Annotated in this window: 12 protein-coding genes; 4 read left to right on the forward strand and 8 right to left on the reverse strand. The window is 46.9% G+C overall.

Features of this window, described 5'->3' with window-relative positions; translation table 11 throughout:
* Positions 1–12: 12 nt before the first annotated feature.
* From OH455_RS01060 to OH455_RS01075, 4 genes are all read left to right on the forward strand, one after another.
* Positions 13–672: a response regulator transcription factor gene (locus OH455_RS01060; protein ID WP_045973874.1), complete on the forward strand. Its 660-nt coding sequence runs from the start codon at positions 13–15 to the stop codon at positions 670–672.
* A complete protein-coding gene (locus tag OH455_RS01065; protein ID WP_269980013.1) occupies positions 662–2005 on the forward strand; it encodes an ATP-binding protein in 1344 nt (447 codons plus the stop codon). Before OH455_RS01060 ends, OH455_RS01065 begins: the two co-directional genes overlap by 11 nt.
* Before the next feature lie 245 nt (positions 2006–2250).
* Positions 2251–2994 (forward strand): DUF481 domain-containing protein, encoded by a 744-nt coding sequence (locus OH455_RS01070; protein WP_269980014.1) that lies wholly within the window; start codon positions 2251–2253, stop codon positions 2992–2994.
* A gap of 102 nt (positions 2995–3096) precedes the next feature.
* On the forward strand, positions 3097–3900 hold the full coding sequence (locus tag OH455_RS01075) for an N-acetylmuramoyl-L-alanine amidase-like domain-containing protein (protein WP_269980015.1): 804 nt from the start codon (positions 3097–3099) through the stop codon (positions 3898–3900).
* Positions 3901–3949: 49 nt separating this feature from the next.
* Here the strand turns inward: OH455_RS01075 and OH455_RS01080 are convergent, their stop codons facing one another.
* The 8 genes from OH455_RS01080 to OH455_RS01115 form a co-directional block, all read right to left on the reverse strand.
* Complete coding sequence (locus OH455_RS01080; RefSeq protein WP_269980016.1) at positions 3950–4402, reverse strand: hypothetical protein; 453 nt, start codon at positions 4400–4402, stop codon at positions 3950–3952.
* On the reverse strand, positions 4395–5084 hold the full coding sequence (locus OH455_RS01085) for a winged helix-turn-helix domain-containing protein (protein WP_269980017.1): 690 nt from the start codon (positions 5082–5084) through the stop codon (positions 4395–4397). The genes OH455_RS01080 and OH455_RS01085 overlap by 8 nt, the downstream gene beginning before the upstream one ends.
* Before the next feature lie 3 nt (positions 5085–5087).
* On the reverse strand, positions 5088–8156 hold the full coding sequence (locus OH455_RS01090; RefSeq protein WP_269980018.1) for an efflux RND transporter permease subunit: 3069 nt from the start codon (positions 8154–8156) through the stop codon (positions 5088–5090).
* Positions 8143–9345, reverse strand: a complete 1203-nt coding sequence (locus OH455_RS01095; RefSeq protein WP_269980019.1) for an efflux RND transporter periplasmic adaptor subunit — start codon at positions 9343–9345, stop codon at positions 8143–8145. The genes OH455_RS01090 and OH455_RS01095 overlap by 14 nt, the downstream gene beginning before the upstream one ends.
* A gap of 191 nt (positions 9346–9536) precedes the next feature.
* A complete protein-coding gene (locus tag OH455_RS01100; protein ID WP_269980020.1) occupies positions 9537–9986 on the reverse strand; it encodes a hypothetical protein in 450 nt (149 codons plus the stop codon).
* Positions 9979–10638, reverse strand: coding sequence for a winged helix-turn-helix domain-containing protein (locus OH455_RS01105; protein ID WP_269980021.1), 660 nt, complete (start codon positions 10636–10638; stop codon positions 9979–9981). Before OH455_RS01105 ends, OH455_RS01100 begins: the two co-directional genes overlap by 8 nt.
* A gap of 109 nt (positions 10639–10747) precedes the next feature.
* Entirely contained in the window at positions 10748–12022 is a 1275-nt protein-coding gene (locus OH455_RS01110; protein ID WP_269980022.1) for an LssY C-terminal domain-containing protein, read from the reverse strand.
* 18 nt (positions 12023–12040) lie between these two features.
* Positions 12041–12769 (reverse strand): glycosyltransferase family 2 protein, encoded by a 729-nt coding sequence (locus tag OH455_RS01115; protein WP_206368644.1) that lies wholly within the window; start codon positions 12767–12769, stop codon positions 12041–12043.
* Positions 12770–12962: the final 193 nt, after the last annotated feature.

Below are 12962 nucleotides of genomic sequence, written 5' to 3' on the forward strand. Positions count from 1 at the left end.
TAGAAGAACGTCATGAAAATACTTGTAGTGGAAGATGAACCTCGTCTTGGGGAACAAATTATACAAGCACTTGAACAGAATGGTTGGGTGCCCGAGCTGTCTATAGATGGCATTGACGCACTTTATCGTGCGACCTCCGAGGAATGGGACGCCATCGTGCTCGACCTTGGCCTGCCAAAACTTGACGGTCTGACCGTGCTCAAAGGTATTCGAGATGAGAACATCAATACCCCCGTCATTATTCTAAGTGCGCGAGATACGCTCACTCAGCGCGTTGAAGGCCTCAATGCAGGTGCAGACGACTATCAGACTAAACCGTTTGAAATGGTTGAACTGATTGCTCGAATTCGTGCTCAGCTTCGCCGCGCGTCCGGTAACGCATCTCCTGTCATGCAAGTAGGCAACCTGAGCCTAGACACTCGCTCGTCTAAAGTCATGTGGCAAGGCCAGGCGATTGACCTGACAGCACTCGAATATAAAGTGGTTGCGTACTTTATGCATAACCCAGAAAAGGTGATCTCGCGGACCGAGTTAGTAGAACACATCTACAAGCAAGATTTCGATCGCGATTCCAATACCATAGAAGTATTTATCGGCCGGATACGCAAAAAGATCGCGCCGAAGGTATTCAAAACCGTCCGAGGACTGGGATACCAGCTCAATGCCGAATAAAAAAGCGCATTTACTTAAAAAGCTTAGCCTTAGGAGCCGCCTCGTTCTAGCGGCGGTTGTCTGGCTGACCGCGATGATCATCGCCGCTGGCGTGATGGTACCTTCTCAAGTGTATGTCTACATGGAAGATGAAGCCAAGGCTCAGCTGGCCACCTACATGGACGAAATTGCCGCGACAATCGAAGCGAATGAGAAAGGCAATATCACTATAGGGACGCCCCTCTCTGATCCAAGATTCAATCGCCCTTATAGTGGCCTCTACTGGTCCGCCAAAACAGATAAAGATTTATTGCGCTCTCGCTCTCTGTGGGACAAGGTTCTGACCGAAAAAGGTGATCACAATGTGCTGGGCGCCCGAGAAGAAAAGCTCATCTATATCGAATCAACACTGTATTACCCTGATTACGATGGTCCTATCGAAGTCACCATCGGCATTGACGAACAACCCATAGAGGACACGGTACGTAACTTGATGGGTCAGCTTTGGGTCATACTCGCTCTGCTTTACCTTGGGATCCTGACACTGATTGTCATTCAGGTACAGTGGTCTCTGAGCCCATTAACCAAGATGCACAGAGAGCTCTCTCAGCTCCGCTCAGGCAACAAAACCCAACTCGAAGAAGACTATCCACGTGAAGTTGCGCCCGTCGTGTCCGATTTGAATGCTCTTGTTTTCCACTATCAGGAATTATTAGAGCGGGCTCGCCACCATGCGGGGAACCTTTCTCATGCGTTGAAAACCCCGCTTTCAGTGCTGAAGAATGAAGTCGCCAACCAAGACCAACACACCAAGCAACAACTGCAACCTTCGCTCGATCAGATACAAAGCCAGATAGATTACCACTTAGGCCGCGCCCGAATGGCTGGCTCCAAAAACATTCTTTCTGTGAAATCCTATCCATCTGAACGTGTCGATGCGATCTCAATGGCTTTTGATAAAGTCTACGCTGAGCGTGATATCACACTGATCAATGAACTCGATTCTGAATTGGTTACCGCGGTCGAACAGACTGATCTTGACGAAATGGTCGGCAATATTCTAGAAAACGCTTATAAATGGTCTGACAGCATCATTCGCGTTCACGCGACTCAAAATAGCCAAGACGCCGAAGCCATCGATATCATCATTGAAGATGACGGGCAAGGTATCCCCGAAGAGAAACTCAAGCAAGTACTTAAACGCGGCGTACGCCTAGATGAGACCACTCCGGGCACCGGGTTAGGTTTGAATATTGTCAGTGAAATGGCCCACAGTTATCGTGGCAAGCTAACCTTAGACCGCAGCTCTATGGGTGGTTTAAAGGCTATCTTATCGATGAAAACCTCCCACTAACCCACCTCCCCACAACACGCCCCAAAAGCAGGCATTTTTGCCTGCTTTACTGCTGACTATTGCCGCCCAACAGCCTCATTCCATCGTCTTGGCTTAGTAACTATATCGTCGAGAGAACCAGCGCTTCCTTTGACCGAATTTGACAACATGAAAGCTAAACCAATCATGATTCATGATGATTCAGTTAACATTGTCGGGCATGCAAACATAATGAGCAAACATTGCACAACGTCCGATTTATTCAAATGAAAACAACATCAATGATTGCACTTGCTGTTTCCCTCACTGTAAGTACAGTCTACGCAGAACCAGAACCGTCTCTTCCTCAAGACCCTTTTTCAGCTCAGACAAAACTGGGCTTTATCTATACCGAAAACACCAGCTCATCGCTGTCTTACAACACGGCATTGACTTTAAGCTACAGCGAGGAGCAGTGGGAACACAAAGGCGGATTTGAAAGCTACTATACGGAGGCCGATAACGCGGACGACGGAGCCAACCGCTACACCATTAATGTGGGTTCAACCTATGACTATACTCAAACCAGCTTCTTAAGAGCAGCTACTCGTTTTGAGAACGATCTGTACGGCACCTATCGCAAGCAGTGGGTACTCATGAGTGGTCTCGGTTTCTATATGCGCAATACCGATAGAACTAAACTGTCAGTCTCACTGGGTCCGGGTTACCGAATCTCTCAACGTCAACCAACGGATAGCGAATTTCCCTCTCTGCGTAACTACGAAGTGATCGCCACCTCAACCTTGGATGGTTCGCTCACCTTTTCAGAAACGTTTTCCATCGGTGCCGTTGTGGATCTAGCGCATGGTGAGGAGAATACTCATTACAGCACTAAAGCGTACGTAAAAAACACCCTAATGGGCAGTCTATCCTTAGTCTTTGATATGGAATACCTCTACAACACCACCGTTGCTGAGGATCAATCCAATGATGAAATCTACTCAACCATGAGCCTTAATTACGATTTTTAAGGTTATTTTATTTATTAATAAGCTATGCAATCAGATAGATTTGAGTTAGGAAACGACGTCAAAACTCACCAAAACAGCAAGAGGCTACACAAGGATGATTGTATGAAAAAAGCCCTCGTAGTGTTGTCATTGACTGCCACCATTATTGTTAGCGGCAGCCTTATCACCAGTTACCTGCGCTTGGAGCAGAACAAACGGGTAGATGCACAGGAGATCCTGACAACCATTCAGCACGACAACCAACTCAGTATCGCCGATCGCATTGTGCATACCTCTGATATCTTTATTGGTGTTGACTACAAAGATAATACGTTAACCTCTATTAATTCTGAGCAAGAGGTCCTGATCAAAGACTTCAATCACGTCGACTGCTTTACTCTGCTCGATTACGTTGCTTCTCTCGCCTTTTCCGATTCCTTCGGCCAATTCGATAAGAACCTTAAGCTCGCACGCTATTTATACGGCAAAGTAGACTTTCTCATGCGCCGTCACTTCTTTTCTGATTGGTTGGATAATAGTCCATTTAATGTCCAAGATGTGACGCTCACCCTTGATGCTAGAGCGGTCACAACAGTGAAGCAGATCAACCAAAGAACCCCAGACGGTGAACGCTGGATACCTTCAGTACCAATCAAAGACAAAAACATCAGTTTCATTCCACGTGAATTTATCGATCATGCATTAATCAAAGAGCTTAAAAATGGTGATCTGATTGGCATTTATAGCCATAAGCGCGGGCTTGATGTGTCCCACACGGGGATCTTTGTCGAGAATGGCAATCGACCTATCTTCCGCCATGCCTCTTCCCTTGAAGGCAAAGTAGTCGATACGCCAATGCTGGAATACCTCAAAAACAAACCGGGCATCATTGTCTATCGCTTCGCGACGCACAACTCTTCAAGTTAAAAAACGGCAACCGTCGAGTTGCCGTTTTCGCCTGCTAATTAACGCTCATTTAATACGTCATGTGTAAAATAACTTTATGCCCGACAAGTGCCGCATTGTTCTCGCCCAACTTAGCTACTTTCATGTGGCCATCGAATGAGCCCGGCCTGACAAACAGTTGCTCTATAATACCCTTGCGCAGTGGCGCTATATCTAGCGGGTGACGTTCTTGCATAGCAAAGAACACCCCGTCACTGTCAAGCTCGTAAATCCCTGAACCCGTATAACCAACTCGACTTTGCGGTAATACCGCGTAAACGTCGTAGCTGCTGTTCTCTTTCAGGGTTAGTTCAATTCTCATTGGTAGCGTAACGGCAAAATCATCATCCGGATTGGTAGACGACACATGTACTACCGTATGGCTGATCATATGGCGGTTCACTTGGTTGTCATCGCTATACGAAACCGCCGCCCCACAGGCAATGCCCGCGATAAGCGGAGTAATGGTCAATAATTTATTCACAACTGAGCACTCCACTGTCAGATTTAAAACTCAGAGATCGACCTTTGCCGTCCACGAGCAACGTCAACTCGCCAAAGTCGTATAACGTCGAATTTGGGTAATGCACTTTCGCTGCGTTGTTTTCCGGGGCAAACCAGCAAGAGGCAAACGCTTGCTGCTCAAACGAGGCATAAGCCAAAGGCGAGCTCACATTTTCAATCAGTGCGTAACTCGCGACAGCGCCGAAAACAAACAATCCAACGGCTATCAGTTGGTGATGATACTTCGCCATAAGACTGTTTAACGCGCCTTTGTGTGGTTGAGCGGTGGAGGTTTCCATCCTTTCAGCGAAGACCTCTTCCACTTGCTCAAGGTCAATTTCGGGCTGGTACGTCTCCACCCTTCCGACAAATTCATAACCGATACCACGTACCGTACGGATGATGTCACCAGCACGATCTTCCAGTGCTCGACGACAATTGGAGATGCAGTGTAACAAACTGCTGCTCTCGACTACGATGCCTCGCTTTAGCCACACTTCATGCATCAATTCGTGTTTAGTCAGCGTCTCACCCTCTCGCTCGATCATGTAGTTCAGTAGCGCAATCTCATTGACACCAATCGGATGACGAACATGACTACCCTGACTGTGAATGTAGCCTTGCTCAACATCAAGAATATGGTTTTCATTAATCAATAACATGCTTTACCCCTCAACGAGCTGCTTACGCAATACGCTTTTTTCGCGAAGCTTTGCTACCGCAACATAAGCCATTGGTACGAAGAACAGTGAGAAGAAAGTACCAATCGTCAAACCACCGACTAAAACCAGACCAATATTCACTCGCCCCAATGAACCCGGACCTTCTGCCAGAGCAAGAGGTAGCGAACCGATGATCATTGTCAGAGACGTCATCAGGATAGGACGTAGACGAGAGCGCGCACTCATCAATGCCGCTTCCATCACTTCCACACCTTCCTTACGCTTAAGGTTGGCAAATTCGACCATCAGGATGCCGTGCTTGGTCACCAAACCAACCAGAGTCAGCAAACCAATCTTAGAGTACAGGTTCAGGCTTTGACCAAAGACACTTAACGTCAGTATCGCCCCCACCAGACACAGAGGAACGGTGATGAGAATCACCAATGGGTCTACAAAACTCTCAAACTGAGCAGCAAGGATCAGGAAGATAAAGATAAGCGCCAGACCAAACAGCATCTGCATACCCGCTGATGACTCGTTAAGTTCTTTGATCACACCATCGTACTCATAGCTTTGACCCGATTTCAGCAGTTCAGGAACCTTCTCATCAAGAAACGCTTGAACATCATCGGCGCTGTAACCCGGAGCCAAGTCTGCGGTGATCTCTGCAGCGTCTTTACCTGCGTAGGTTTTGATGTTTGATTCTGCCGTCACAGGCTTAATCGATACGAACTGAGACAGTGGTAACCTTTGACCAGATTCAGAGCTCACATACAGCTTATCTAAAACCTTAAAATCACCTAACGCTTGGCGGTTTACCTGAACCTGAATTGGGTAAGTAAATCCATCATCGGCTTGCAGATCGGCCGCTTTCACAGAGCCTAAAAAAGTAGAGATGGCATTGGTGACGTTGCCATAGTCTACGCCAGACAACACAATCGCATTGCGGTCAATCGACATATCAAATCGTAACTGGTCGCGGTGCGTCGAGTTATCTACGTTCGACAGTCCTGGGTAATCCTCAAGTAGCTCCGCCACTTTTGCAGCGGTATCAGATAGCTCCTTTAGATCACGGTTCACCGTCGTCAACTGAAGAATCAAATTATTTGCCACATCAAGGTTATCCGCAGAACGAACAGAGAACGATGTCGTATAGGCCGAAACGGTTTGTTTCGCTTTCGCAATCATCTCATTGATGATGTCATCTGCGCTCTTACTCCGCTCTTGCCAAGGTTTCAGCAGCACATGGTTAGTTGGAGCACTTTCAATATAAGCCAGATTCGCTTCAATTTGGTTATTGCCTGCAAACACTGCGTTGATTTGGTCTGCGTTGTCCAAGTCGTAGAGACGACCTGCCCCCGCAGGGCCATGAGAAGTCACTTCAATGAAACCAGTATCTTCAGTAGGCAGAAGAACTTTCGGCATAAACCATACAGCAACAACAGACAAAACAGTCAGGATTGCAGTCCCCGCTAAAACCTGACGTGGACGCTTAAACCATGCATTCAGGTACACCATATACTTGTCGGTCATGGCGTTAAGTTTGGTTTCTACCCACTGGAACCATTTTGGTGACGTTGTCACCGATTTCAACATATAGGCACTCATCATCGGAGATAGAGTTAATGCTACGAATCCTGAGATGATCACTGATGCCGCTAGCGTAAACGCAAACTGTCGAAACAGATCCGCCGTCAGACCTGACATCAAACCAATCGGCAAGTACACCACGGCCAACGTTAAGGTCATCGCTATGACGGGAAAAACAATTTCTTTACAGCTCTGAAGGGCGGCTGCAAATGGTGAAAGACCTTCCTCAATGTGTCGGTAACAGTTTTCAACCACGACAATAGCGTCATCAACGACCAGACCAATCGCTAGAATAATAGCCAAAATCGTTAACACGTTAATGCTAAAACCTAGCATTGCCATCACACCAAACACGCCTATGACACAAACAGGAATAGTGATCAGAGGGATCACAGCGACACGCAGCGAGCCCAAAAACACAACAACAATCGCCGATACGAGCACAATCGCTTCAAGCAAAGTCATAAAACCTTGGTCAATCGCTTCTTCGATAAAGTCAGCCTGATTGTAGACCATCTTCATCTCAACATTGTCCGGTACTTCCATCGTTGCCATGGCCGCTTTTACGCGGTTCGCAACCGTCACTGGGTTTTCAGATTTAAGTGGTAACACCTGCAGAGACATCGCCATATCACCATCGACATGAAGCATGCTTGGCTCAAGGCTCTCCTCACCCATTTGAACGTCGGCCACATCGTTAACACGAACAATGTTGCCATTATCGACACGAATAACGAGGTCACGCACATCTTCAATAGACGTAACCTGATTAACAGGGTTGATTGAGAAGTCACGCACTTCACCCTTGATCGTCCCTGCAGTAAAGGTGGCATTGTAAGTGCTCAATGTACCCACAACGTCAGAAGCACTGACATTCAGAGCGGCCATGCGTTCAGGTTGCAACCAAACACGAATCGCTCGGTTGGAGCCACCGTAAGGTCCCCACACACCACCAACACCCAGTACATTTTTGAACTGAGGAGCAATCTGCTGACTGATAAAGTCAAACAGCTCCTGCTTCTCCATCTCACCACGGTTAACGAATGTGATAATGTTGCTTGGCATTGCCGTGTCAGAAGAGTCATCCGTCACTGTGGGTTTGTCTGTCATCGCTGGGGGGAAGTCAGAAATACCATCCACCTTGCTGCGCAGGTTGTTCATCAGGCTTGCGTACTCCACCTCACTGACCCCATCCTCAAATTGGATCTTGAGAGAACAGCTGCCTTCCTGACAGTCGGTTGTCATCGTCTTGATCTTATCCAGACCAGTAACCGCCGTGATCAGCTCCTGCGCGACGTTTTGTGACATAAACTCTGCGCTCGCCCCGGTAATTGATGCACTGACCGTTGCCGTTGCCGTCTGACGTTCCGGAAAATATTGAATCGCAAGTTTTTGATACGAAACTAGGCCTAATAAAACAATCGCAATGCTCAATACTGACGCGAGTACTGGATGCTTAATGCATATCTCAGGCAGCTTCATTCGTCACCTCCGCAGGCTTTTCGTTTGCCGGCTCAGCGACCTTTTTTTGTACTTTTTCTACTTCGGTCGAAAGTTCAGCGGCAGGTTTCTCAGCCTCCGCTTCTTTGACTGGCTGAGCAGGTAAAGTGCGTGACGGCAAAGTCACTGGTGATTTAGTGTTTTGAACCGATACAGGCGCCTCGTGATTGAGGTTTTGTCGGCCTGTTACAACAACGGTTTCGCCTAGTTTGAGACCAGATTCAATCGTCACGTAGCCACTATTGGTATTTTCACCAAGCTCGACTGGACGCTTGATCGCTTTGTTGTCTTCAACGACCCAAACGAAACGCTGGTCTCCGTCAGCGCCTACAGATGTCTGAGAAACGACGAGGTGTGGTTCTGCCTCACCTATCGTTTGAGAAACCTTGGCGAACATTCCTGGCACTAACGCATTTTCAGGGTTATCAAAATGCGCGTGAATTTCTACGCGACCTGAGCTTTCATCAACAAGTGGGGCGATATAGTTTACCTTGCCAGTGAACGTCTGGTCTTGGTATGCATCGACCGTTAAAGACACAGGCTGACCCAGCTTCGCTTTACCGACTTCTGACTGACTGATTGAGTAATGCACTTCCACCGGATCAAGCTTGATCAGGCTAACCAAAGCCGTTGCTGCTTCCACTCGACTACCAACAGAGTGGGTAAAATTGGTCAGCTGACCATCAAATGGGGCAACCAACTGATAGTTCTGCATATCCGTTTTCTTTTGACGGAAGTCTGCACGCGCCAGATTTGCTTGTTGCTTCAGTTCTTCGACATCCTGAGCAGACATGGAGTCAGGTTGTTTCTTTAGCAATGCCAACACACGGTCTAGCTTAGACTCGGCTAAGGCCAGCGAGCTTTCTGCTTTATCGAGTTCAGCCTTAGCCTGATCATCATCAAGTTGAGCAATGAGCTCCCCTTCCTTAACCACATCACCATCGCTGAATTTTAGTGATTTAAGTTTTTCACCTGCACTGAACGTCAACGCAGCAGAATCGGTTGCTTTAATTTTGCCCACTTCATTCAGTGAAACGGCGCTTGATTGCTCGGTAACCACTTCGATGGTGACCGGAATAGCAGGAACTTGGTCTTCTGCAATCACGTTAACGGCGTAAACCGAGCTCGCAGTGCATAAAACAGACAACGGTAAAGCCTTAGCATTTTTCATGACTTGTCTCTAATTGATGAAACTTGCCGCTTGTTATACCTAAGATTTTCCTTACTAAGTTAGGGCTTTGTCAGGTGAGTAATCTTTAATCATTAACCATTATTAAAAAACATCAAAGCCATGTTTTAAAAGAAGAAATACACAAAAAAAAGCCAGCATCTAAATGCTGGCTTTTGCACTGTTTTTGAACACTAGGGCTCTGCAAAAATAAACAGGTAGGAGTACCTTGGTGCAACCAAGATCGTTTGTGCTTTACCGATACGAATGACTTTCAAATCTTCCATTGAGTGCATTCCCCGTTGACTAAACATCGTTTCCATCAGGTTTAACTTTTTACCATCTGGGACAACTTGCTCAGCGGAGGTCGGCATGAGTGATAACCCATAAGAATCAAAGTGGTAGTTGCCTGCGGTATTAAATCCAACCAGATTGCCGGTTAAAAAATACAGTTCATACTGACCAGAGCGCTTCAAGTTCATTGAAGCGCGCATATTAACTAGCTCACTGCCTTCGATTTTGGGGACGACAATTTTCGTGTGACTTTCGAAGTTTTGGTGCATGGTCGGAGAGTTGACGTAAGCCGCCATACCACCAATTGCTAAGCCCGCTATGACACTGGTGAACGCCATGGTCTTACTCACACACCACCTCCACTTCCTCTGGCAGGTAACTGACCGACGTGCCATCCTGATCAACCAAGATCACCTGATTACCCGTTTGGAAAGCTCGGACATTAGCCAGTGTAATCGGCTTATCCGTTTTAACCGTACACCCCAAATAACGCGTTTCAGTATAGTCAGCTTCAACCCAAGGCGAGCGTATAGTAAACACAAGCAGGTATCCTACCAATGCACTCAAACTAAACGAAACCAAATAACGTGCATTACGCTTCTTCAATACCGTTGACGCAAGATCTGAGGCCACCACATTGTCTGGCGAAACTAAGGGTGCCGCCTCATTAGCAACAACCTCAGGTGCGTATTCCCTGACATCACCGTTAAATTGATAACCCACACCACGAATCGTGCTGATGATTTCACCGTTTTTATCTTGGAGTGCTTTGCGGCAGCTTGACACGCAGTGCAACAAACTGCTTTCTTCAACAATGACGCCTTTTTTATGCCAGACCTGTTGCAAAAGTTCGGTTTTAGATAGAGGTTTATGAGGGTGCTCGATCATGTATTGAAGCAACGCGACTTCGTTACCGCCTAGCATGTTTTTTTGGCCGGACTCAGTGTTTTCCACTGAACCGGCAAGCAAATTGAGAATATGATTATTATTAATTATCAGCATCGTAATCGACTGAATGGGGGAACGTTCTATTCTCTAACCATATCTCAAAACTTGAAAAAAAGAAAAGCTCAACCCAAGAACAGTGAGTTTTCGCAAAGCTTTTTGTTGGCTATTTTCCAGCGTGAGCCACCATTGCTTCTTTAATAACCAATACTTGGCCATCCGTAAAATAGTCATGTTGATCATCTAACGCAGTTGGCACAGAAAGCGGTTCAAGAGCGATGGTTCGCTGCGGCCGTATCAACTTCACTTGTTGAGCAAGTTTATCTCGCTCTTCATCCACATTCGGATCTACGCTATGCAGCACGGTAACAATGCCCGAATAAGCAGTAAGCGTTAATCCATCGTCATAGCTTATTGCTCCTAGCCAAAACGTCTGATTACTTTGTGGGTCTACCCCTCCCTTCCACCAACGAATGTGGCTTCGCTGAACCCAATCTCCGGGCAGCTGAAACGCCATATCTTGAGGGATTTGGTTCCAAAACAAATCAGACACTGGTGGAGTCTGGTTATTCATCAAATCCAAATATACGGAAGGGTCAATCTCATGACGTGAAAATGTGTGATTTTCTATCCAGCCAAGTTGTGACATCAGTTGACGAGGAGATTCCCCAAAATAGAGCACATTAACTGCCTGGGCATCAAACACCGAAGATTTCCCCGGATAGGCTTTGAAGTTAAGCGCTGTAGGAGCAATTTTGGCAGCTGGCCCTGTCTGCACAGCAAAATCATCAGACATATGGAAAAAATGCGTGTAGTTGGCATACAGCATCGAGCCCAGCAGAAACAGCGAGAATTTAGGCAACATTAAACGCCACTTTAAACGTTTACCGATAAACAGAAAAATAACACTAGCAGCCACAGCCATCAGGCTGGTTTGGTGCTCAACAATGACGGCTTTGACTTCAGCAACGATTGGCAATGAATCGATACCATAAGCAAGCAGGTAGCCCCACATCACAAATTGGCCAACGCCCAACACTAGACCTATCGAAGAGAAGATGCTGAAGCGTCTCCATGTTACCTTGTGGGTTCCGGCCATAAAAGGGACCACCCATGCAATAGGCCCAAGTAGACGAGCAAACACCAATACTGTGTTACCTCGCTTTGCCATCAGATGGCGACATCGGGCTATCGGACGCCTAGTCTTAGGCTGCCACTTAACCAGTTTCTTCTGAGCAGGTAACCCTACTTTTCGTCCTATGAAATAGCTGGCCTGATCGCCAAGCAAGCCACCAAGCAGTACCGCGAAAACGCCAGTGATAACCCCCTGATGCAACTGATAACCCGCTGCGATCAGAAAAGGCTCTCCCGGTACAAATAGATTGGGGCCTATCAGCGCATCCAGTAAGGCCCCAACAAACAGGCTAGCTCCTTCAAACATCACCAAGATCCCTGAGCTTTATTGCTCTTTGTAGTGGCCGAACTTGTATTCCATCTCGTTATTGCGCATTTCCCCAAAGAAGAAACGGCGAACATTGGCTTTAAAATATGTCATGCCCATTTTGAACATACCCTCTTGATCTAAGCGACGAGGGTCAAAACCAAACGTCAGGTTCAACAAGCGGAATCGCCACGTCTTGCTGGCGCGTTTCACATAGTCGCAGTCTTCACACAATACGATTTGCTGATCAAAGCCATTCAGTTGTTCATGTACGCGTTTGGTCGAGAAAATACACGCCCCTACCGCGGTGGGAAAAACAAACTGCGTTGTAAACAGACCTAAGTTAAACAAACCATAACCTAGCTTGTGCACCACGGGCAGATCTTTGGCACCCATATACACACCCGCAACCTCAAGCTGCTTTTCTTCTAACTGGCTGACGGCGTTGGCTAAGAAGTTTGGCGCTAGTCGCACATCGGCATCGAGAAACAACAAACGCTCATGCTTAGCCATGGCGGCGCCCGTATTACGCCCTAGGCTCACACCACGCGTTTCCATCTTATGCACCGTCAGTGCAGGTAGAGAAGCCTCATACGCGCTGGCCACTTCTCTTGTCGCATCTTCGCTGTCTGAGTCGACAAGAATCACTTCAAAATCGCGATGTGTCTGCTTGCTCAAATCTTCCATCAAACGGCCAATGCGCTTTTCTTCATTCAAGGTAATAACAACAATACTTACTGGTCCCATAATGAACTCCTCATCAATCATTCACGATATGTACAATACGCCGGTGAGACTTAATCATTAGTGAGGAGAATGTTCAGATTCGGTTCAGATTGAAGGCCTACTTTGGATACTGTAATGTGAGCCAGTGGCTCCTTTTGCAACCAAGGCTAAGCCACTGAAAGTATTTACTCAAAAGATGACCAGTTAGATGGGT

This window comes from Vibrio sp. T11.5 (assembly GCF_027587155.1).
GTDB classification, from domain to species: domain Bacteria; phylum Pseudomonadota; class Gammaproteobacteria; order Enterobacterales; family Vibrionaceae; genus Vibrio; species Vibrio neptunius.